The following is a 22,560-nucleotide window of genomic DNA, read 5'->3' on the forward strand; positions in this document are numbered from 1 at the left end:
GTCTGGTGCGGGGCGGGCGCCAGGGCACACCGCACACCGAGACCGGTCTTCACCGACTGTGCGACGAGCTGCGCGGCGCTCGGATCCACCGCTTCGTCGATCGTGACGACGATGGCGTCGAGGTTGCTCACGAGCCAGCCGAACGCGCCGAGCGCCGACGAGAGCTGCGCGGCGACCGACGGAGCGTCGTCCTCGGGGAATCGGAAGGCCTTACCCGCCGCGACTCCCGAGCGCACGAGCGTGACGGTCGAGCCCTGCGGGTCGATGTGGTAGACCGCGAGGAGCCGTCCGGTCTGGTGCGCGACCTGCGATTCGAACCATGCCGCGGCGGCCTCGGCGTCGGAGACGAGCGAGACGTGACGCAACCCGACGTAGTCGAGGGCGTTGCGCAGTACCGCGACCGTCGAGCTCGGCCAGTCGGTGGGGTGCGTCGCCACTGAGGTGTACGGGGTGTCGCCGATGAGGGAGGCCGCGTCGGCGAGGAGGCATTCCATGGCCGTGGCGACGAGGTCCTCGGCGCGGGAGAGCGAACCGTCGTTGGCGCGGACACCACCGGAGTGGCCGAGGCGGTCGACGAAGCCGGTGAAGGAGCTGGTGTGCCCGTCGACGACGTCGTGGTCGCCCAGTGTCGCGGTGCCGTCGGAGTGCAGGTGGACGGCGGTGAACCGCTCGATCGGTGCGGGGTCCGGCCGTCCCGGCGTCGGCGAGGTGACCGCAACCGACGACACGGTGGTCCCCACCCTCAGGCCTACGCCTACGGACATGCCGGCTTGCCTCCATTCCGGTCGGAGTGTGTGTGACGGGGTACATCTGCGCCGTGCCCCATGGCCCGGAGCAATGACAGGAGCTCCGAGCGGGAACCGGCACCGAGTCGGCGCCGGATACGGGCGACATGATGTTCCACGGTCTTCGCGGAAATGTACAGGTGGTTTCCTACCTCTCGGTAGGTGAGGCCCGAAACCACCAGATCGGCCACCTGCGCCTCGCGCTCGGACAATGCACCCGGCTTCTCCCGTGCGCCGAGGGGTGATTCGTCCGGAACGCTCGGGGGAGCGGTTGGGGCGACGTCGACCGGTGCGCGACCGGCCGGGCCGTCCTGCCGGATCGTCCGCGCGACCTGCAGTAATCCGGTGGCGACGGTGGTGTCGTCCGTCCGCAGCGCTGCTTCTCCCGCGAGCTTCGCGCCGTCCCACGGAAGACCCACGGACGCGAGGGACTCGGCCGCCTCGCGGATGCGCGTCGCGTCGACCTCACCGCGCAGCACCGAGAGCCATGCATGCCCGGCCCGCGCGAGCACCGCGGCGTAGGCAGTGGTCTCAGCGGCCAGCGCCAGCGCGCGGGCGTGCGGGACGAGGTCGGCCGGACGGTCCGCGGTGATCGCGGCCTGCACTCCGTACCAGTGCAGCGCCGCACCCCACAGCGGCGGCTCGTCTAGGGTGGTGAGCAGCGCGCGGGCACCGGCGACGAGGTGCGCGACCCGCGCGGACTCCCCCAGGCGGACGGCGGCCAGCCACAGTTCACCCAGGGGCAGCAATCCGAACAGGTCGACGGAGTACTCGGCGACGACCGACTGCGCGGCCTGCCATCGCACCGTCAACGCTCCGAGGTCGGCGTTGCGTCGTGCCAACCCGACCTGCAGGGCGTGGAAGAAGAGGAGGTCGCGCTGCCCGGTCACCTCGGGAGCGACGGCCTCGGCGGTGGCCGCGGCGGCGGTGAGATCACCGCCGAGCATCTCGGTCCACGCCACCAGGATGCGATTGCGCACGGTGGGCGTCTCCGGACGGTCGAGGATCGCGCGTGCGTGCCGGAGTTCACCCGAGTGCAGACACAGCAGTGCGGCGACGGCGTCGACCGTGTCGGGCCAGGCGCGCAACGAACCGTCGGAGCCGAGGCTCGTCAGGGCGCGGGCGAGACGGTTCATCGCGATCCGGCCGTCGCCGCCGACGGATTCGCGCAGGCCCTCCTCGAGCAGTCGTGCGGCGGAGGCCGCAGAGGTCGGCGCACCCGAGACGGCGGCACCGCGGAGATGTTCTGCGGCCGAGGGGCGTCCGGCGGCGAGCAGCACAGTGGCGGCGAGAGGAGCGTCCGTACCGACCCGTTCGGGGCCGAGCCATTCGAACAGGTCGGCGCTGCGGTCGAGCATGCCGCGATGCGCGGCGATGCTCGCGGAGATCCGGGTGGCGGCGCGCACGTCGTCGAGGTCCGCCGTGTCGGCTCGGTCGAGCAGCTGATCGGTGATCTGCTCGGCTCGCTCGAGATCCCCTGTCGCGAAGGCGATTTCGGCTCGCCGCACCGCAAGGGTCGCGGGATCGGCTCCGGCCGGTACGGCGGCGTCGAGAAGATCGGCGGCCTCGCGAGGCGGCGCGTCGGCCGCGAATGCGACGAGCCGATCGGCGAGGTGCGGGTCGGTGAGGCCGATCGTCGCGAGGCCTCGGGCGAGCTGCGGCGTGAGCGTTCCGGCATCGATACGGGTCGCGAGGAGGCGACGCGTGACTGCGACGAGGTTGTGTCTGCCGAGCACTGCAGCGGGCACACCGCTCGCCCCGGCGGTGAGGCTCGCGGCGTCGGTCCCGAGCAATCCGCTCGCACGTGCGGCATCGGCGAGGTCGAGGGCGTGCTCGACAGGGATGTCGAGTACGGCGGAGAGTTCGCCGGGATCGAGCGCCGCACCGAGATCGACGAGCGCCAGGGCTGCGGTGAGATCGAGATCGGCGAGGAGCTGCCGGCGGATCCCCTCCTCGACGGCCTGCCGGACATCGCCCTCCGTCCGCACGGCTTCGAGGGCGGTGTCGACGAGATGCGGTACGCCGCCCGTGAGGCGGTGCAGGGCACGCACCTGGGGTGGCGCGAGCCGAAGCTCGAACGATGCCGCGCGACCGGCGATCTCACGGGGCGTCCACGCACCCAGTTCCACCACTGTCCCGTTTCCTGCGAACGCTGCGGTCAGCGAACGCATCTCGGCTCGGTGGGGTCGAGCTTCGGTGGCCACGACGATTCCCGTCGGCGCATTCCGGATGTGGTCGACGAGCTCGTGCAGTTCCGCGGCGGTCATGCGGTGTGCGTCGTCGACGATGCGGGTGTCGCCGAGATCGGTTCGGAGCGAAGCGAGTACGGCGGATTTCCCGCTTCCGGTGCCGCCGACGAGCAGCAGTCGCGGGGGAGCGGCTACGGTCAGGGCACGCGTGACCTCCCGGGGGACCGGGCGTCGCGGAGGGGCGGAAGCGGACGTCATCGGATCGGTCAGCGTCCGGTTCCGAGCAGTCCGCCGACGACCTGCCCCGTGCCGTCGAGGACACCCCCGACCACGTTGCCGGTGCCGTCGAGCACCCCGCCGACGCCGTTACCGACACCCTCGACGACCGCACCGGCACCCTGACCTGCGCCGGACAGGGCGTCGCCGACGCCGCTGCCACCCGTGCTCGGCGGGGTCGGTTGCGGCGCGGGCTGAGGGGCGGGCGCCGGGGCAGGAGCGGGTTGCGGCGCGGGCTGGGGTGCCTGCGGGCTTTGACCGGGTGCTACCGGCGCGGGTGCGGTCGGGTCCGGCGCAGGTACAGCGCCGGTGGGTGCGGCGCCGGAAGCGGGCGTCGCGGCGACCGGGACAGCGGTCACGGTGCCGTCCGGTCCCTGCACCCGGATCGGGACGGCGGTTCCCGCCTCGGACGGCTGCGCGCCGGTCGTGCCGGGGACGGTCGTACCGGGGACGGTCGCGGTGGTGGTCGGGTTACCGGCTACGACCTCGCTCGACGGACCCACCTCCGAACCGGGTGTCTCGGCCTCCGACGACAGGGTGCCGATCGCCAGTCCACCCCCGGCGAGGACGACGACGGCAGCGACAGCGGCACCCACCAGCGCGAACGAGCGGGCACGGGCGCGTGAGGGTGTGCCGGACCCGGTGTCGACGACCGCAGGCCGATGCGCGGCGGCGACCGGCGGCGCCTCAGCGGCGGGCACCACCGGGAGCGCGACGGTCTCGGGTTCGTCGTCGACGACAGGTGCAGGAGGCGTCACCGGGGCAGCCACAGTTGCGGCACCTGCCTCGGCCGCTGCGAGCGCGGCTCCGTGCGCTGCGGTGAAGGCCGGTCGCGTCGACGAGACGATCGGCAGACCCAGCTGCGACGAAATCAGTTCGGTGACGAGCGGGGTGGACGAGCCACCACCGATCAGCAGTACGCGTCCGATGTCCGAACGATCGAGCCCGGCCCCGCGGATCGCGTCCTGCACCACGGCGAGCGACGTCTCGAGCGGTTCCCGGGCGAGTTCCTCGAACTCGCTGCGCACCAGACGCAGGTCGCGGTGCAGGCCGGGCAGCGCGACCGGCACCACCGTCTCGGTGTCGCTGGACAGTGCCTCCTTCGCCGCGCGGCACCGACCGCGGAAGTCGGCGAGTGCCGCGACGGTCGCGGAATCGAACGGATCGAGGCCGGTCGAGTCCCCGCCGAGCGTTTCCAGCAGATAGGTGGTGACGAGATGGTCGAGGTGATCGCCGGAAATGTCGTCGCTGCTCAAAGGGCGGCCCAGCAGCATGGGATGGGCGCCGCCCTGCACGACGGTGACGTCGAGGCTGCGCGCACCGAGGTCGTAGACCACCGTCACGTCGTCTCCCAGCGGCCCGTGGGTGGCGTCGAGCCAGCGCACCGCCGCGATCGGTTCGGGGATCGTCCGTGCGGTCACGCCGGTGCGGACGAGTGCCGCCTGTAAGGCCTCGACGGTGTGAGCCGACCACGCGGCGGGATGCGCCAGCATTGTCGGCACATCGGAGGTGCCGGTGCGGTACTGCAGGCAGGCCACGGTCGACGCGACGAGATCCTCACCGAGGTAGGTGGAGCCGTCGTCGGCGAGGATACCGACCGGATCGCCGACCCGGGCCGCATAGCCGGAGAACACCTGCGTACCGGGGGTCGGGGTACCGGCGCCGAGGACGAGGGCTCCGCCCTCGGGGAGGTGGAGTTCGGTGGGGACCGACAGAACGCTGGGATCGCCGGCTCGGGGCTGGTCGAGCACGGTGAGGGCCACCGAGTTGACCGTCCCGATCGTGACGCCGAGTCCTGAATACATGCACGCTCCCGTGTTCTGGGCGGACATCGGTCCGCGATCTCGTTCCACCGTTCGGTCTCGATGAGCCTGTCGTTCCCGCCGCGCGGCCCGTTAGCGCCCACGCCGCCACCGGCCCGATCGTAGGGACTATCCCCTAACTACCCCCATGCCCCCGAACCTCGATCCCCTAACGGTCGACGGCGGGCAGGGGGCCGCACCCCCTGTGCCCGCGACCGGCCGTTTCGTAGCGTCGTCCGTAGATCCCGACGACTCAGGAGACACGCGATGGCCACCAACGCCGTACTCGACTTCATCCTCAGCCTGTTCCGCGACGAGAAGGAACTCGCGCGGTACTGCAGCAACCCCGAGGCCGTCCTCGCCGAAGCCGGATTGGACGACGTGTGCCACGCCGACATCGTCGCCGTCGCCCCGCTCGTTGCGGACAGTGGTCTGTTCGCCGGAACCGCCGCCGAACTGACCGCAGCGCTGAACGGCGCGGCGAACGTCGGGGCGTCGATCGCAGGCACCGCCGCAGCCGGTCTGGGCGGAGCAGCGGGCCTCGGTGGCGCAGTGGGCCTCGGTGGCGCCGCGGGCCTGGGTCTCGGTGTCGGAGCCGGTCTCGGTGGGGGTCTCGGTCTCGGAGGAGGTCTGGATCTCGGCGGGACCATCGGCGCGCAGACCGGGATCGTCGCCGATCTCACCGCGCAGCTCGGCGCGGCGCTCGAAGCCGGTGGCGAACTCGGCGCTTCCCTGGGTGCAGCACTCGGTGGTGCTCTCGACGCAGGCCTCGAACTCGGCGGATCCTTCGACGTCGGAGGTGCCGTGGCCGGAGCGCTCGAAGGTGGGCTCGGCCTGGGCGTCGGTGCCGCTGCAGACCTGGCCGCGGCGATCGACGCGGCCGTCGAGGCCTCGGGCGGCCTCGGCGCAGATCTCGCCACGACCCTCGAAGGAGCCTTGGGCATCGGCGGCACCCTCGGCGCCGACATCGGGCTTGCCCTCGGTGGCCTGCTGGAATCGGCCGTCGACGTCGGCGGCACCTTCTCGACCGAACTCACCGCGGCCCTCGAGGGCGGTGCCGAACTCGGTGCCGCACTCGGCACGACCCTCGGTGGCGTTCTCGGCGTGGGCACGGAACTGACCGGCGCGCTCGGCACGAGCCTGGGCGGCGTCCTCGGTGGTGTGGCCGACCTCGGGGCCGGACTCGGAACCGACCTTTCCGCCGGTCTCGACGCCGGTGTGGGCGCGACGCTCGGCCTCGGTGCGTCCCTCTCGGCCCTGCTCGGAGCGGGCGGTGGAGCTGCGGCCGATCTCGGCGCCGCGCTGGGGACCGTCATCGAGAGCAGCGCGCAGGGTGGTCTGCTCGGCGGCGTCGACCTCGACGCGGTCCTCTCCGGTGGCGGCGAGATCGACGCTGAGGCCGGGACGGGCATCGAACTCGGCACGCTGGTCGGCGGGGTGCTCGGAGGCGCGCTCGGCCTCGAGACCACCGCGGCCACCGAACTGTCGTCGGCGCTGAACGTCGCCATCGGCTCGACCACCGGTATCGGCGCGACCGTCGATTCGACCGTGCAGGCGGGGACGAACCTCGGATCGGATCTGTCTTCCGTCCTCGGCTCGACCTTCGCGACCGGCGGTTCGGCCGGCGCCGAGCTCGGCCTGCAACTCGGCAGTGCACTCGAGACGGCCGCAGGGTCGGCGTCCCTCGATGCGGGTGCCGATCTCGGCACGCAGCTCGCGACGACGATCGGCGGCAGCCTCGATGCCGGTGCCGAAGCCACCGGTCAGCTCGGCTACGCCCTCGACGGCGCACTGGACGCGGCGGCGGAACTCGGGGCCGGAGTGAACGTGGGAGCGGACCTCGGCGCGGCGATCGGCGCGGCCGGTGGACTGGGAACGTCGGTCGACCTGGGTGCAGCCACCGATTTCGAGAACGCGTTGGATCTCGGTGGTGCAGCAGACCTGGGCGCGGCTGCCGACCTCGGTGTCTCCGGCGGTCTGGAGAGCGCAGCCGACCTCGGTGCCGAACTGTCCACGCAGGTGGGGACGGCCCTGTCGGGCGGGGTCGATACGGCCCTGTCGGGCGGTGCGGACAGCTGGGCATCGGTCGGCGAGGACGTCTTCGGCTCTGCCTCGGGAGCTGCGGGCTTGTTCGGCGAGGGTGGTCTCACCGCGACCTCCGGTCTCGGCGGCGGCCTGTTCGCCGGCGCCGGTGGCGACTCGTCGCTCGGCGCCACCGACTCCACCGAGCTCGACGAACTGCTGCCCTGACCCGCAGCGGTGCGGGCTCCGGGACATAATGTCCGGAGCCCGCACCGACGGAAGGCGAGTCGACGCAGCCCATGCAGCATTCACCGGATACGCAGCATCCATCCGATCCCTCGAGACGCCGAGCGCTCCTCGACCTGATCGACTCCGCGATCGCGCGCTCTCGCAGCGCCGGGCGCAACGATCTCACCGACCGGTTGACGGCCGCCCGCACGAAGGTCTCCGACCCGCGACTGCGGGTGGTCGTCGTCGGGGGTCTGAACCAGGGCAAGAGCCGGTTCGTGAACGCTCTGCTCGGCCTCGAGGTGTGTTCCGTCGGCGACGACGAGACCACCGCGGTCCCCACGCTCGTGCAACACGGGCAGGAGCCGTCCGCCGAACTCGTCCCGACCGGTTCGGCGCCGCGCATCGCCGTGCCCTTCGACGACCTGCAGCAGGTCGCGCCGCGCAGCGCCGGCCGGGACGTCGAACGGCTCGAGGTGAGCGTGCCGAGTCCGTTGCTCGCCGACGGGCTCGTGTTCGTCGACACCCCGGGTGTGGGCGGGCACGGAAATCCGCACACAGCAGCCACATTGACGCTCCTGGCCACCGCGGATGCGGTCTTCGTCGTCTCGGATGCGAGTCAGGAGTTCACCGCACCGGAGATGTCGTTCCTGCGACAGGTGCAGACGTTGTGCCCGGCGTCGGCGGTGCTCGTCACCAAGACGGACGTGTATCCGCACTGGCGCGCGATCGTCGACGCCGACCGCGAACACCTGCAGCGAGCCGGGATCGACCTGCCGCTGCTATCCGTCTCGTCCCTGCTGCGCGAGTACGCCCTGCGCACCGAAGACGCCTCGCTGCAGCAGGAATCCGGCTTCGACGCGATTTACGACTTCCTGCGCGAACAGGTGGTCGCGCGCAACGCCGACTCGGCGCGACTGTCGGTGGCGCACGATGTGAAGACCGTCGTCGACCATCTCGCACTCGGATGCGAGAGCGAACTCGCCGCCCTGCGCGACCCCGACTCCGGGAACGCCGCGATCGAGGACCTGCACCGGGCACGCGCCGCGACCGAGGCGTTGCGGACGCGGGCGGCGCGGTGGCAGATCACGTTGTCGGACGGCATCGCGGATCTCGCGGCCGACATCGACCACGACCTGCGCGACCGGCTGCGCACGGTGACCCGCGACGCCGAAGCGTCCGTGGACGACTGTGATCCGGGCAAGGAATGGCCGCGGCTGGGGCAGTGGCTCGCCGAACAGGTCGCCGAATCCGTCGGTGACAACTTCGTGTGGGCGCACGAACGCGCCGAGATCCTCGCCGGCAGGGTCGCGGAACACTTCGCGCTCGACGACGCGTCCCTGCCCTCGCTGCATCTCGGCGACCTGTCGAAACTGCTCGAGCCCGTCGAGAACCTGTCCGATCTCGAATCCGGCCGGATCGGTATCGGTCAGAAGGTGCTCGTCGGCATGAAGGGTTCCTACGGCGGCGTGCTGATGTTCGGTCTCGTCACCACCCTGATGGGAATGGCGCTCGTGAACCCGATCTCGGTGGGAGCCGGAGTCGTCCTGGGCACCAAGGCGTATCGCGACGACAAGCAGGTCCGGCTCGCCAGACGCCGCGCCGACGCGAAGAACGCGATCCGCGCCTTCACCGACGACGTGAGCTTCCAGGTCGGCAAGGAATCGAAGGACCGGCTCCGGCTCATCCAGCGTCAGTTGCGCGATCACTTCACCGAGATCGCAGAGCAGACACTGCGTTCGCTCGACGAGTCGCTCGAAGCGACCCGTCAGGCCGCGACCGTGCAGGAACAGGAACGCCGCCGTCGGATCGGTGAACTCGACACGCAGGTCGCGGAACTGAGCCGATTGCGCGAGCGCGCCGCGGAACTCGCGGGAGTGTCGGCGTGACCCCGGCTCTCGCGCGTGCCCGCGCCCTGCTCGACCGGGCACGCGCGTCGTACGGTGGGGACCCGGCCGTCGCGGACCGGCTCGACCACTGCGCCGCGCGACTCGATCAGCCGTTGCGGGTCGCGCTCGCCGGGTCTCTCAAGGCCGGCAAATCGACACTGCTCAACGCGCTCGTGGGACAGGACATCGCGCCCACCGATGCGACGGAGTGCACGCGCGTCGTCACGTGGTACCGCAACGGACCGGTGCCGTCGGTGAACGCCTGGTACGACGGGGACCGCCACATATCGGTGCCCGTGCAGCGTCCCGACGGTCGTCTGACCTTCGACCTCGGCGAACTCACCGCCGACCGCGTCGACTTCATCGACGTCGAATGGCCGGCCAGCGCGCTGGCGCAGACCACCATCATCGACACCCCGGGCACGTCGTCGTTGTCGCAGGACGTGTCGGCGCGGACCCTGGCGCTGCTCACCCCGGAGGAATCGGCCTCCGGTGCCGACGCCGTCGTCTACCTGATGCGTTCGCTCGGAGCCGCCGACGTCGAGTTCCTCGAACGGATCGGCCGGCACGTCGGCGGGGGATCGGGACCGCTCGGCATCGTCGGGGTGGTATCGCGCGCCGACGAGGTCGGTGCGGGTCGTGCCGACGCGATGATGTCGGCCAAGCAGGTCGCGGCGAGATTCACCGACGAACTCGAACGCACCGGACTGTGCCAGGCGGTCGTGCCGGTCGCCGGGTTGCTCGCCCTCGCCGCACGGACCCTGCGGCAGAACGAGTTCGCGGCCTTCGAGGCGCTCGCACAGGTGCCGGCGGAACAACTGCAGGTCGCGATGCTGTCGGCCGACCGTTTCGCGCGGCCCGACGTCGACCTGCCCGTCGACCCCGGGATGCGGGCGCGTCTCGTCGACCGGTTCGGTCTGTTCGGCATCCGCACCGCAGTGCTGCTCGTGCAGCTCGGCGCGCGCGATTCACCGTCCCTCGCCGCCGAACTCGTCGCGCGCAGCGGGCTCGACGAGCTGCGTCAGGTCATCGACGTGCAGTTCGGTCAGCGTGCCGATCAGCTCAAGACCCATTCGGCGCTGCTGGCGCTCGAGCGGGTGCTGCACGCGTGCGGCGACCACGAGCTGCTGGGAGCCGTGCGACGCGAACTGGCCGACGACCACGGCTTCGCCGAACTCCGCCTGTTGGGCAGACTGCGGTCGTCGTCGGTGTCACTGCCCGACGAGGAGGTCCAGGCGCTGCAGCGTGTGGTCGGTGGATCCGGGATCGGCGCCACCCGGCGCCTCGGTCTCGCCGACGACGCGTCGCCCGCCGAGATCCGCGCGGCAGCCGTCGATGCGGTACGGCACTGGCGATCCCGCGCCGAGCATCCGCTGCTCGATCCGTTCACCGCGAAGGCTGCGTCGGTGGCGGCGCGCAGTGCGGAAGGGCTGGTCGCGGGGGTGCGGTAGCCATCGGAGGGAGTCCGGTGGCCGGCCGCAGTCATTCGAGGCGGCCGGGTACCGGGTAACTGCGCAGCGACAGACCGATCTGGCCCGAGACGATCAGGTCGTCGATCGTCTGCTGCAGTTTGTGGCAGGTGGGGATCCAGGCGCGACCCTCCTGGGCGGTGCGGGCCTGCGCGAACTCGGGGCAGACGCTGTCGGCGTCGTCGAGCCACTGGATGCTGGTGTGTGCCTCGCTGTACTTCTCGACGAGGACGCGATTGCTGCAGTGGTTGCAGGTGACGCTTTCCATGATCGGACCTCCTGGGGGCTGTGACAGCGACGGTAGTTGCGGCGACCGGCCGAGTCGCCCGTTCTCCCGCCGAACGGGAGAGCGCGTTCCGCTCAGTGGGCGGAAGACCGCGCGCCGCACCCGCATCTACCTGGGCTGTTACGCTTCGATCATGCCCGAGATCGAGCCTGTCGCCGATGCTTCCGACGACAGTTACCCGTCGCTGCCCGCCACGAGTTGGGCCGTTCTGGGCATGCTCACCTTCGGTGAGGGACTCACCGGTTACGACCTGAAGAAGTGGGCGGACTGGAGCATCGGCTTCTTCTACTGGAGTCCGTCCGTCAGCCAGATCTACGCCGAACTGAAGAAGCTCGAGGCGGCAGGACTGGCCGAGTCGGAGATGGTGTCCGAGCCGGGGGAACGCGGCCGCCGCGTCTACCGCATCACCGAACGCGGCACCCGTGCCGTGCGGAACTGGTCGCGGGCTGCGCCCGTCGAACAGCCGGTCCTCAAGCACGGCCTCATGCTGCGACTGTGGATGGGGCATCTCAACGAGCCCGACGAACTGAAGAAGCTCGTCCGGTCGCACATCGAGAACATGGAGTCCATGCGGGAGCGGGCGAAGTTGCACGGCGATCACGCCAACCGCGAACCGGCATGGGCGTTCTCCCGCATGAGCCTGGTCTGGTCCGAACGCTACTTCCAGGCCGAGATCGATCTGGCGAAGCAGGTCCTGGCCGACATCGACGAGGCGGCCGAGACGTTCTCGTCCGTCCAGGACCGCGACGAACTGGGCAATCCCGTTCCGCAGGTCGCCGGGTCCTGGCGCGACGTGGAGGACTTCGTCCTGGGTCTCGAACAGCGCGGGCTCGAACGGCGCGAGCGCAGCTGAGTCGGCGCCGTTCAGGCGTACTGCAGGCGGGGCTGTGCCGTCGCTGCGGACAGGCCCTGGTGGTGCGGTCGCGGCGCGACCGGCGTGGTGCGGGGGCGTCCCGTGAGCGATCGGTGGATCGCGTTCGCCGCCATACGGACCGGGGCGGCGTGGCGGTGGTCGAACTTGAGATGGCTGGTCGGTCCGCAGATGGACAGGGCGGCGACGACATCGCCGACGGAGCCGATCGGGACGGCGATGATGCCGATCCCGCCGGAGATCCGGGCCACCTCGTACGCCACACCCGTCTCACGGACCTTGCGCAGTTCGGGGGTGAGATCGGCGAGGTCGTGGGTGCTCTGCGGGGTGTAGGCGAGCAGGGCCTTGCCGATCGCGGAATTGCGTGCGGGATAGCGACTGCCGACGCGGGTGGGCAGTTCCGTCGCGAGCCGGCCACCGACCTTGTCGAGGTAGAGCACGTCGGGTCCGTCGAGTACGCCGAGGTGCACGACGTAGCCGGTGGCGCGGTGCAGGTCGTGCAGGATCGGGGCGGCGGCACTGTGCAGGCGGTTCTGGTGGACGGCGATCGAGCCGAGCTCCATCAAGCGGGTGCCGAGTTCGTAGTCGCGGCCCTCGCGGCGCAGCCACCGCATCTCGACGAGTCGTTCGAGCATCCGATGGGCGGACGAGCGGGGCAGCCCGGTTCGCCTGACGACCTGGGCGAGCGTGAGTCGTCCGGGGCCGTCGAAGGCGTCCAGGACGAGCGAGATCCGTTCGAGAATCGCGGTGGGGGTGGAGTCTGCAGTCGCGGGTGCGGTCACCGATATCTCCCTCGATCAGGGGCGAGAATCGCCACGAAACCCAACTGACGTGGGTATTTCTATTAGGAATAGTGACATACGCGCGCGGTTTTGTGAAGTGGATCACCGAGATTGCATGCCGAAGAGGGGGAACCCGCTGTCCTGGTGGACGGGGTTCCCCCTCTTCGGGGAGCGATCTGCAGTTGTCCGGAAAGTGCGGAGCTGCGGTATCACATGGCGGCGAGCGGCTCGCTGCCGGACCAGTCGTGGCCCCAGTAGCTATCGGCGGTGATCTCCTCGGACGTGTAGGACGTCTCGTCCACGACCTGCCCGTCGGTACCGAACTCGATGTCCCAGCCGCCGGGGGCGCGGACGTAGAACGACACCATCTTGTCGTTGGTGTGGCGGCCCAGCGTCGACGACACCGAGAAGCCGTCCTTGACGACCCGGTCGAGAGCCTGGCCGACGGCATCGAGTGTGTCGACCTCGACCATGAGGTGGATCAGGCCCGGGGCGCCACCGTGCGGGGCAGGAATCAGCGCGAGGCTGTGATGGCGCTGGTTGACCCCCAAAAAGCGCAGGCGCATCGGCCCGAACTCAGGCGGTGCCGGCAACCGGAAGGCGCCGCGCGGCAGGAAGCCGAGAACCTCGGTGTAGAAGTCGAAGGTGCCGTTGATGTCGGTGACCGGCAGGACGACGTGGCCGAGTCCCTGCGCGCCCGTCACGAACTTCGCGCCGAACGGTGTGACCACAGGGCTGTGGTCGAGCACCGGACCGTGGAAGACCTCGAGGGTCGCGCCGCTCGGGTCCTGGAAGGTGATGACCTCCTCCACCCGGCGCAGGTCGGCTTCCTCGACCGACAGCGGCTTGACCGCCACCCCGGCCGCCTCGACGGCCGCCTGGACGCGTGCCAGCGCCGCGCGGTCGCGGACCTCCCAGCCGATCGTGACGACCCGGTCGTCCTCGCCCGGCACCACCACGATGCGCGCGCTGCGCTCGTCCATGCGCAGGTACAGGGCGTTCTCCTCCGGGCCGGATCCCTGGGCGAAGCCGAGGACCTCGAAGGCGAACTTCCGCCAGCGCTCCATGTCGTTCGTCTGGATCCTCACGTATCCCAGACCGCGGATGTCGGTGCCGAAGCTGCCGACGTCGGGCTTGCTCATACTGTTGTCTCCGTTGTCGATTCGGATGTGGTGAAAGGTCAGATCATCGCCCGCAGCGGACCCTGCGGGTCCACGCCGAGGCCGCTCAGCGTCGCCGCGTGGTAGACCGTGCCCGGGACGTGGATCGCGTGGTGCAAACCCGCGTGCGCGTCGCGCCAGAAACGCTGCATCGGCTTGTCCATCCGCAGTGCGTTACCGCCGCACCGGGCGTAGACCTGATCGACGGCCGTGACGGCCTGCCAGGCGGCGTTCACCTGGGTCTCGCGGCCGAGGGCACGCTGCTCGAAGGTCGGCGTCTTCCCGGAATCGACGATGTCCCACATACGATCGACGTTGGCGAGCAACGAATCCCGCGCCGACCGCAGTTTCGCCGTGGCCTCACCGATCGCGAACAGGGTGTAGGGATCGTCCTTGACGGCCGTGCCCTGCGGGTTGATGCGCTCGCGCTGGTACGCGTTGGCGTGGTGCAGCAGACCCTCGCAGATGCCGATGGTGGCCGAGGTGATCCCGAGCGGGAACATGTTCGACCACGGCATCAGGTACAGCGACTCGGTGCGGCCGTATTTGCGGACGGCGGTGCCGTCGATGACCTCGTCGCAGTCCATGACGCGGTAGTCCGGCACGAACGCGTCCTTGACGACGACGTCCTTCGACCCCGTCCCTCGCAGACCCACGACGTCCCACGAGTCGTCGATGATCCGGTAGTCGGACCGCGGGATGATCACGTGCAACATGCGCGGCGGCATCTGCACGCTGCCGTCCGGATTGCACGCCATCGCGCCGAGAAACGCCCAATCGCAGTGGTCGGTACCCGACGAGAACGACCACCTGCCGGAGAACTTGTAGCCACCGTCGACCGGAACACACATGCCACCCGGCATGTACGGCGACGCGAGCCACGTGTCCTGGTCCTGGCCCCAGACCTCCTGCTGGACCCTGGGATCGGCGAACGCGAGCTGCCAGGGATGTACGCCCACGATACCGTGGACCCAGCCGGCCGAGGGGTTGAGCGACGCCATCCGCATGACCGTCTCGGCGAACTCGCGCGGATGCGACTCGAAACCGCCGTGCTCTTTGGGCTGCAGCATGCGGATGGAGCCGGACTCCTTCATGCGCTTGACGGTCGCGTCGGCGACCTTGCCGATTCGTTCGGCCTCGACGCCTTCGAGGAAGATGTCGTCGGCCGCGGCCTCGATGCCGGCCAGGACTTCGTAGCTCATGATCGTGTTCCTTCTGGTGGGGTGGGGGATGCGAGGAGGGGGCTCCAGGGGGTCGCGGTCGAGCCTTCGGTCTGCTTCGCGATGTTCTCCGCGACCTCCTTCTGCCAGCTCGCGACCGCCCGGGTGGTGTCGATCTCGAACTCGAAGCGCTTGGTCATGTCCTCGGTGATGTCCTCGACATCGACGTAGAACTGCTGGTACCAGCGACGCAGCTGGTAGACCGGGCCGTCCTCCTCGGACAGCAGCGGATTGTCGATGGGTGCCTTGTTCTTCCATATCTCGACGTCCTGCTCGAAACCGAGCTGCACACCCTCGGCGAACTGCGCGGCCATCCCGGCGGCCATCTCGTCCGACACACCCGGGAGCTTCTTGACGATCGCGCCGTACTGCAGCACGAACTCGTTGTTGCTCACCGGGTAGTGGCAGTTGATGAGAACCGTCTCGATGGTCTGGCCATTGGCGTCCGATTCGAGCCAGTCGATCATGTACGACGGCCCGAAATAAGTCGCTTCCGAGCGCAGTTCGGCGTTGGGGTCGTCGTAGTTGGTGCCGGAGACGACGTCCTCGCGACCGGTCGAGTGCATGTACTGCGTGGCGGTGTGGCCCTCGAAGACGTTCTTGAAATAGCGCGGGAACGAGTAGTGGATGTAGAAGAAGTGCGCCATGTCGACGACGTTGTCGACGATCTCACGGCAGTGCGAACCCTTGATACGCAGGCTCTTCCAGCTCCAGTCCGTCCACTCGTCGGTGCCGTAACCGGCGATCTCCGGGATGGTGACGTCCTCCGGCGGCGGATTGCCCTGCGGGTCGTTCCACACGTACAGCTGGCCGTTGCGTTCGAGGGTCGTCCAGGCGCGGGTCTTCGCGATCGGCGGGACACGCCGGGCGTAGGGGATGTCGGTGCACTTGCCCTTGCCGTTCCAGCGCCAGTCGTGGAACGGGCACGCGATCGAGTCGCCCTTGACCTCACCGCGGCTCAGGTCGCCACCCATGTGCCGGCAGTAGGCGTCGAGGACGTTGAGCTGCCCCTTGCTGTCGGCGAACACGACCAACTTGGTGCCGAAGGCCTCGATGGAGTGCGGCTTGCCGTCCTGGAAGTCGCGGAGCAGGCCGAGGCAGTGCCAGCCACGGGCGAAGCGGGCCGGAGCGGCCGCGGCCTGGATCTCGCGGATCTCGACGTCGTCGTCCGATGTGGAGCGTGCGGTGTCGATGGACATGAATTCCTCCGTGCCGTCAGTGGTGGAGAGACTTGTGATGCGCCTCATGGAACTCGTCGGTCACTCGCCGCGTGAAGCATGTCTCCCGCTGGATGGAACGCGTCGAGTCGGTGGGAAGGACGCCTCCCGTCACACGGGAGAAGACCTCCCGGATCGGCGTCACCGGTCGTTAGCGTCGCGACACGTCACGGCGAAAGGAACGTTCCATGACACGGATGACCGGGAAGGTCGCGCTGATCACGGGTGCCGCAGGTGGGCTCGGGCGCGCATGCGCGACGCGGCTGGCCGAGGAGGGTGCCGACATCGTCGCGCTGGATCTGCCGGGCGGTCGCACGGAGGCCGAACTGGACGAGACCGCCCGCCTCGTCCGGGCGACGGGCCGCCGGAGCGTCACTGGCACAGCGGACGTCCGCGACTTCGACGCCGTGGTCGCGGCGGTGCAGGCCGGAGTGTCCGAGCTCGGACCGCTCGACGTCGTCGTAGCGAACGCCGGTATCAGCGACAATCCGGGCCCGTCCTGGGAGATCGACGACGAGATCTGGAACCGGTCGATCGACGTCAACCTCACCGGAACGTGGCACACCGTCAAAGCCGGTGTCGCCGAACTCGATCCCGCCGGTGGTTCGGTGATCATCATCAGCTCCACCGCCGCGATCAAGGCCGTACCGGGAGCGTCGCACTATTCGGCGGCGAAGCATGCGGTCACGGGCCTGGCCAAGACCCTGGCGAACGAACTCGGGGCGCGGGCGATCCGTGTCAACACCGTTCATCCGGGTGCGGCGGCGACACCGATGACGCTCAACCCTGCGACCTTCGCTCGGTTGCGCCCCGATCTCGAGGCGCCCACCGCCGACGATGTCGCGGAGGTGCTGTCGACGAAGACGCTGCTGCGCGTGCCGTGGGTCGAACCGGTGGACGTGAGCAATGCGGTGTTGTTCCTCGCATCCGACGAATCCCGTTACGTCACCGGTCTGCAGATGGTCGTCGACGGCGGCCTGACCCAGAAGGTGGCGTGATGAGTGGACGTCTGGACCGTAAGGTCGCGCTGATCACCGGCGCGGCACGGGGGATGGGCCGCGCCCAGGCGGTGCGGTTCGCGCAGGAAGGCGCCGACATCGTCGCCGTCGACGTGTGCGCCCCGGTGGACCACGCGACCACTCCCGGCGCATCACCGGCCGATCTCGCCGAGACCGTGCGACTGGTGGAATCGTTCGGACGGAAGATCTGCGCCTTCGAGGTGGACGTGCGCGATCAACCGTCGCTCGACGACGCGGTGGCGCAGGGGGTCACGGCGCTCGGCCGGCTCGACGTCGTGTGCGCGACGGCGGGCATCAGTTCGTCGGGCCGGGCGACGGAGATGGACTCCGAACGCTGGCAGACCATGCTCGACGTCAACCTCACGGGCGTGTGGCGCACGTGCAAGGCCGCGATCCCGCACATCGTGACAGGGGGTCGCGGGGGCTCGATCGTGCTCGTCAGTTCGATCGCCGGTCTGCGCGGGCTCGTGAGCGTCGGCCACTACACCGCCGCCAAGCACGGCGTGGTGGGGTTGATGAAGTCGCTCGCCAACGAGCTCGCCCCACATCGGGTGCGAGTCAATACGATCCATCCCGCCAACACCCGGACCACGATGGTGGAGAACCCGGCCACGATGCGCACCTTCTGCCCGGGTGTCGAGAACCCGACGCGGGAGCAGTTCGAGACGGCCCTGCAGTCGATGCACCTGCTCCCGGTGCCGTTGATCGAACCCGAGGACATCGCGAACGCGAGCCTGTTCCTCGCATCCGAGGAGTCCCGCTACATCACCGGTGTCACCCTGCCCGTCGACGCCGGTCACTGCATCAAGTAAGCACTGGGTCGGACCACCACCGGTTGCGCCCGGACGAATTGCTCGACGGGCGCAACCGGTCGGTCCTCTGTCCTACCGTCCGGGGTCTCGGCCCTCGAGGATCGCGAACCCCTTGTAACCGGATTCGGCCACCTCCGTGATGATCTCGCGGTAGACGCCGAAGCCACCGAGGAAGGGCATGAACACGCGGGGCCGCCCGGGGATGTTCGCACCGAGGTACCAGGAGTTCGCGGAGTTCAGCAACGACGCCTCGGCTCGGTTGCGGCATTCCTCCACCCAGTCGGCGACGGCCTCCGGCGTGCCCTCGATACCGGCGGCGCCGCGCGCATCGAGATAGGCGATCGCGTCGGCGACCCAGTCGACGTGGAGTTCGGAGTGCAACACCATGTTCGCGAGGACCGACGGGCTGCCGGGACCGGTGAGATTGAAGAAGTTGGGGAAGCCGTCGATGCCGAGCCCGAGACAGGTCTGCGGGCCGGCCGCCCACTTCTCCTTCAGTGTTCGACCGCCCCGGCCGACGATCTCGAGCTTGTCGAGCGAACCGGTCATGGCGTCGAAGCCGGTCGCGAGGACGATCACGTCGAGGTCGTAGTGCGCGCCGGTGGTGACGATGCCGGTCTCGTCCATGCCCACGATCGGGGTGCTGCGCAGGTCGACGAGTTCGACGTTGTCGCGGTTGTACGTCTCGTAGTACCCGCTGTCGGTGACGATGCGCTTGGCGCCGATGGCGTGGTCCTTGGGGATCAGCAGTTCGGCGACCGCGGGATCGTCGACGACCGCGCGGATCTTCTCCTCCCAGAACGCGCGGGCGGTGTCGTTGGCGGCGGAATCGGTGAGCTGATCGGGGAACGCCTTGGAGTAGAGGACGCCGCCGAGCTTCCAGCGCTCCTCGTAGACGGCGCGTCGTTCCTCCTCGGACACCTCGAGTGCGGACTTCGGGTGCGGCCGGTGCGGGGAGCCGCCGCCGGATTCCCGGGAGAGCCGGCGTCGTTCGGCGTAGTTCGCCTTCTGCTCGGCGCGGGTGGCGTCGTCGAGCGGCAGGTTGCCGGCGGGGATGCTGTAGTTCGCCGAACGCTGGAAGACGAACAGTTGTTCGGCCTGGTCGGCGATGATCGGGATCGACTGGATGCCCGACGATCCGGTGCCGATCACGCCGACGCGCTTGCCGGTGAGGTCGACGCCGTCGTGGGGCCAGCGGGCCGTGTGGACGATGTCACCGGTGAAGCGGTCGAGACCGTCGAAGGCGGGGGTGTTCGCGTTCGACAGCGGTCCGGCGGCCACCACGAGGAAGCGGGCCGAGACCTCGTCGCCGCGGTCGGTGCGCACGGTCCAGCGCAGGGCGTCCTCGTCGAGGACCGCGGAGGTGACGCGGGTGTCGAACCGGATGTCGCGGCGCAGGTCGAAGCGGTCGGCGACGTGCTCGAGATAGGCGAGGATCTCGGGCTGGGTGGCGTACTTCTCGCTCCAGTTCCACTCCTGCTCGAGTTCGGGGGAGAAGGAATAGGAGTAGTCGATCGACTCGACGTCGCAGCGCGCGCCGGGGTAGCGGTTCCAGTACCAGACCCCGCCCACCCCGGACGCGGCCTCGAACGCGCGGACCGTCAGGCCCTGGCTGCGGAATCGGTGGATCGCGTAGAGACCGGCGATGCCGGCCCCGACCACGACGACGTCGTACGAGGTGACCTCGGGTGCGGTGACGACGGATTGTGGATCCTGTTCGTTCAACTTGGAGTCCTTCCACGAGCGCGAACGGTCCGGTCCCGGAACGGACACGGAGGTTCATGAAGTGGCCTCACGCTAGGGCTGCGGGAACGGGCGGGGCACCGGTCTCTCCCGCCCAGCGGGTCGTTTCCGCGGACGCGGTGGAGCGAGCGGAACAGCGCGATCCCGAGGGCTACGTGATCTGTGCCACGCTCGGAACAAAAGTCCACGACCTGCCGTTGGACGAGTCAGACAACTTGAGCGCATGCGACTCAACTTCACTTGACGGCGTGAGCCGCTCGGGTGCAGGCTTGAGTCGACCGCGCTCACCTGAGCCGAACGGGCTCAGGTCGGGCATGGAACGTTTTCGCGGCGCACACGCGTCGCGGCAGGAACATTGGAGGAAAATTATGGCTCGTGCGGTCGGCATCGACCTCGGAACCACCAACTCGGTCGTTTCCGTTCTGGAAGGCGGCGAGCCCGTTGTGGTCGCCAACGCCGAGGGGTCCCGCACCACCCCGTCCGTCGTCGCATTCGCGAAGAACGGTGAGGTTCTGGTGGGCCAGCCCGCCAAGAACCAGGCGGTCACCAACGTCGACCGCACCATCCGTTCGGTCAAGCGCCACATCGGCACGGACTGGACCGTGGCCATCGACGACAAGAAGTACACGCCGCAGGAGATCAGCGCCCGCACGCTGATGAAGCTCAAGCGCGACGCCGAGGCCTACCTCGGTGAGGACATCACCGACGCGGTCATCACCGTCCCGGCGTACTTCAACGACGCCCAGCGTCAGGCCACGAAGGAAGCCGGCACCATCGCCGGTCTCAACGTCCTGCGCATCGTCAACGAGCCCACCGCGGCTGCCCTCGCCTACGGCCTCGACAAGGGCGAGAAGGAGCAGACCATCCTGGTCTTCGACCTCGGTGGCGGCACCTTCGACGTCTCCCTCCTCGAGATCGGCGACGGCGTCGTCGAGGTCCGCGCGACCTCCGGCGACAACCACCTCGGTGGCGACGACTGGGACGAGCGCATCGTCAACTGGCTCGTCGACAAGTTCAAGGCGCAGCACGGCGTCGACCTGACCAAGGACAAGATGGCCCTGCAGCGTCTGCGCGAGGCTGCCGAGAAGGCCAAGATCGAGCTGTCGTCCTCGCAGTCGACCTCGATCAACCTGCCCTACATCACCGTCGACGCGGACAAGAACCCGCTGTTCCTCGACGAGCAGCTGTCCCGCTCGGAGTTCCAGAAGATCACCGGCGACCTCCTCGAGCGCACCCGCGCTCCGTTCCAGCAGGTCGTCAAGGACGCCGGCATCTCCGTCGGCGACATCGACCACGTCGTGCTGGTCGGCGGCTCGACCCGTATGCCCGCCGTCACCGACCTGGTGCGCGAGCTCACCGGTGGCCGCGAGCCCAACAAGGGTGTGAACCCCGACGAGGTCGTCGCCGTGGGCGCAGCCCTGCAGGCCGGCGTCCTCAAGGGCGAGGTCAAGGACGTGCTGCTGCTCGACGTCACCCCGCTGTCGCTGGGTATCGAGACCAAGGGCGGCGTGATGACCAAGCTCATCGAGCGCAACACCACGATCCCCACCAAGCGGTCGGAGACCTTCACCACCGCCGACGACAACCAACCGTCGGTGCAGATCCAGGTCTTCCAGGGCGAGCGTGAGATCGCGGCGCACAACAAGCTGCTCGGCTCGTTCGAGCTCGGCGGCATCGCACCGGCTCCGCGCGGTGTCCCGCAGATCGAGGTGACCTTCGACATCGACGCCAACGGCATCGTCCACGTCACCGCCCGCGACAAGGGCACCGGCAAGGAGAACACGATCAGGATCCAGGAGGGCTCCGGCCTCTCCCAGGAAGAGATCGACCGGATGGTCAAGGACGCCGAGGCGCACGCCGAGGAGGACCGCAAGCGTCGCGAGGAGGCCGAGGTCCGCAACCAGGCCGAGTCGCTCGTGCATCAGACCGAGAAGTTCATCAAGGAGAACGAGGACAAGGTCCCGGCCGACGTCAAGGAGAAGGTCGAGGCTGCCATCAAGGAAGCCAACGACGCCCTCTCCGGCTCCGACATCAACGCGGTCAAGGCCGCCGTCGAGAAGCTCGCGACCGAGTCGCAGGCCCTCGGCCAGGCCATCTACGAGGCGCAGGGCGCCGAGGGTGCCGCTGCCGGTGACGGTGCGGCCGNTCGTCGACGCCGAGGTCGTCGACGAGCCGAACGATTCGGAGAAGAAGTGAGTGCCGACAAGCCCGAGCAGGAACCGGTGACCGTCACCGACAAGCGACGGATCGACCCCGAGACCTTCGAGGTGCGCGACCCCGCCGAGGAGCCGCGCGCCGAGGAGGGCGAGGTGATCGAGTCGGTTCCTGCGGAGGGCGACGCCGAGAAGGCCGAGCAGACCGAAGAGCAGTCGCAGGAGGCGAAGGAACTCGCCGAGCGCACCGCCGACCTGCAGCGCGTGAGCGCGGAGTACGCGAACTACCGTCGCCGCGCCGAGGCGCAGCGCACGGCGATCGCGGAGGAGGCCAAGGCCTCCGTCGCGGCGAAGTTCCTCGACGTCCTCGACGACCTCGACCGGGCCCGCGCCCACGGCGACCTGGAGACGGGTCCGCTGAAGGCGCTGTCCGGCAAGCTGACCGGTGTGTTCGACAGTGTCGGACTCGTCGCGTTCGGCGAGGAAGGCGACGCCTTCGATCCCGAGCTGCACGAGGCCGTCCAGATGGAAGGCGACGGTCACCACCCGGTGCTCGGGACGGTGCTCCGCAAGGGTTACCGCTTCGGCGACCGCATCCTGCGGCACGCGATGGTGACGGTCACCGACGGCGATCCGG

15 protein-coding genes and 2 pseudogenes are annotated in these 22,560 nt (G+C 69.3%); 8 read left to right on the plus strand and 9 right to left on the minus strand.

All coding sequences use genetic code 11. The features are described from left to right. The 3 genes and pseudogenes from ACLBYD_RS17340 to ACLBYD_RS17350 form a co-directional block, all read right to left on the minus strand. Positions 1 to 764 (minus strand): annotated as a pseudogene (locus ACLBYD_RS17340) (hypothetical protein); the annotation flags it as partial. Further along, the gene (locus tag ACLBYD_RS17345) at positions 755 to 3,232 is read right to left on the minus strand and encodes a LuxR C-terminal-related transcriptional regulator (protein WP_447817396.1); all 2,478 of its coding nucleotides are present in this window, start codon (positions 3,230 to 3,232) and stop codon (positions 755 to 757) included. The pseudogene ACLBYD_RS17340 and the gene ACLBYD_RS17345, both read right to left, overlap by 10 nt. An 8-nt stretch (positions 3,233 to 3,240) precedes the next feature. Then, positions 3,241 to 5,055 (minus strand): Hsp70 family protein, encoded by a 1,815-nt coding sequence (locus tag ACLBYD_RS17350; RefSeq protein WP_447817397.1) that lies wholly within the window; start codon positions 5,053 to 5,055, stop codon positions 3,241 to 3,243. A 264-nt stretch (positions 5,056 to 5,319) separates the two neighbouring features. On the opposite strand from ACLBYD_RS17350, the gene ACLBYD_RS17355 reads away from it, so the two are divergent. The 3 genes from ACLBYD_RS17355 to ACLBYD_RS17365 all read left to right on the plus strand — a co-directional run bounded on the left by ACLBYD_RS17355 (position 5,320) and on the right by ACLBYD_RS17365 (position 10,642). Continuing rightward, the gene (locus tag ACLBYD_RS17355; protein ID WP_447817398.1) at positions 5,320 to 7,302 is read left to right on the plus strand and encodes an IniB N-terminal domain-containing protein; all 1,983 of its coding nucleotides are present in this window, start codon (positions 5,320 to 5,322) and stop codon (positions 7,300 to 7,302) included. Between the two features lie 71 nt (positions 7,303 to 7,373). Next, positions 7,374 to 9,191 (plus strand): dynamin family protein, encoded by a 1,818-nt coding sequence (locus ACLBYD_RS17360; protein WP_447817399.1) that lies wholly within the window; start codon positions 7,374 to 7,376, stop codon positions 9,189 to 9,191. Beyond that, entirely contained in the window at positions 9,188 to 10,642 is a 1,455-nt protein-coding gene (locus ACLBYD_RS17365) for a dynamin family protein (protein WP_447817400.1), read from the plus strand. The genes ACLBYD_RS17360 and ACLBYD_RS17365 overlap by 4 nt, the downstream gene beginning before the upstream one ends. A gap of 31 nt (positions 10,643 to 10,673) precedes the next feature. On the opposite strand, the gene ACLBYD_RS17370 is transcribed toward ACLBYD_RS17365, so the two are convergent. Then, positions 10,674 to 10,928 carry a hypothetical protein gene (locus tag ACLBYD_RS17370; RefSeq protein ID WP_159417590.1) on the minus strand — a complete coding sequence of 85 codons (255 nt, stop codon included), beginning with the start codon at positions 10,926 to 10,928 and terminating at the stop codon, positions 10,674 to 10,676. A 151-nt stretch (positions 10,929 to 11,079) separates the two neighbouring features. Here ACLBYD_RS17370 and ACLBYD_RS17375 point away from each other — a divergent pair, with 151 nt between their 5' ends. Further along, positions 11,080 to 11,799, plus strand: a complete 720-nt coding sequence (locus ACLBYD_RS17375) for a PadR family transcriptional regulator (RefSeq protein ID WP_447817401.1) — start codon at positions 11,080 to 11,082, stop codon at positions 11,797 to 11,799. A gap of 11 nt (positions 11,800 to 11,810) precedes the next feature. On the opposite strand, the gene ACLBYD_RS17380 is transcribed toward ACLBYD_RS17375, so the two are convergent. The 4 genes from ACLBYD_RS17380 to ACLBYD_RS17395 all read right to left on the minus strand — a co-directional run bounded on the left by ACLBYD_RS17380 (position 11,811) and on the right by ACLBYD_RS17395 (position 16,178). Next, positions 11,811 to 12,599, minus strand: a complete 789-nt coding sequence (locus ACLBYD_RS17380) for an IclR family transcriptional regulator (protein WP_447817402.1) — start codon at positions 12,597 to 12,599, stop codon at positions 11,811 to 11,813. Between the two features lie 209 nt (positions 12,600 to 12,808). After that, positions 12,809 to 13,741, minus strand: a complete 933-nt coding sequence (bphC, locus tag ACLBYD_RS17385) for a biphenyl-2,3-diol 1,2-dioxygenase (protein WP_447817403.1) — start codon at positions 13,739 to 13,741, stop codon at positions 12,809 to 12,811. Between the two features lie 38 nt (positions 13,742 to 13,779). Beyond that, complete coding sequence (locus ACLBYD_RS17390) at positions 13,780 to 14,961, minus strand: hydroxylase (RefSeq protein ID WP_447817404.1); 1,182 nt, start codon at positions 14,959 to 14,961, stop codon at positions 13,780 to 13,782. Then, on the minus strand, positions 14,958 to 16,178 hold the full coding sequence (locus ACLBYD_RS17395) for a Rieske 2Fe-2S domain-containing protein (RefSeq protein WP_447817405.1): 1,221 nt from the start codon (positions 16,176 to 16,178) through the stop codon (positions 14,958 to 14,960). The genes ACLBYD_RS17390 and ACLBYD_RS17395 overlap by 4 nt, the downstream gene beginning before the upstream one ends. Before the next feature lie 206 nt (positions 16,179 to 16,384). On the opposite strand from ACLBYD_RS17395, the gene ACLBYD_RS17400 reads away from it, so the two are divergent. Continuing rightward, complete coding sequence (locus tag ACLBYD_RS17400) at positions 16,385 to 17,194, plus strand: mycofactocin-coupled SDR family oxidoreductase (protein WP_447817406.1); 810 nt, start codon at positions 16,385 to 16,387, stop codon at positions 17,192 to 17,194. After that, positions 17,194 to 18,027 (plus strand): mycofactocin-coupled SDR family oxidoreductase, encoded by an 834-nt coding sequence (locus ACLBYD_RS17405; protein WP_447817407.1) that lies wholly within the window; start codon positions 17,194 to 17,196, stop codon positions 18,025 to 18,027. Before ACLBYD_RS17400 ends, ACLBYD_RS17405 begins: the two co-directional genes overlap by 1 nt. Before the next feature lie 72 nt (positions 18,028 to 18,099). Here ACLBYD_RS17405 and ACLBYD_RS17410 read toward each other — a convergent pair whose 3' ends face one another. Continuing rightward, positions 18,100 to 19,752: a flavin-containing monooxygenase gene (locus ACLBYD_RS17410; RefSeq protein ID WP_447817408.1), complete on the minus strand. Its 1,653-nt coding sequence runs from the start codon at positions 19,750 to 19,752 to the stop codon at positions 18,100 to 18,102. A gap of 386 nt (positions 19,753 to 20,138) precedes the next feature. Between ACLBYD_RS17410 and dnaK the strand changes: the two are divergent. Both dnaK and grpE read left to right on the plus strand, forming a co-directional pair. Further along, positions 20,139 to 21,966 (plus strand): annotated as a pseudogene (gene dnaK / locus ACLBYD_RS17415) (molecular chaperone DnaK). A gap of 113 nt (positions 21,967 to 22,079) precedes the next feature. Next, a partial coding sequence (grpE, locus tag ACLBYD_RS17420; RefSeq protein WP_447817410.1) for a nucleotide exchange factor GrpE occupies positions 22,080 to 22,560 on the plus strand: 481 nt, incomplete at its 3' end.

It is taken from the genome of Rhodococcus sp. C26F (assembly GCF_053345925.1).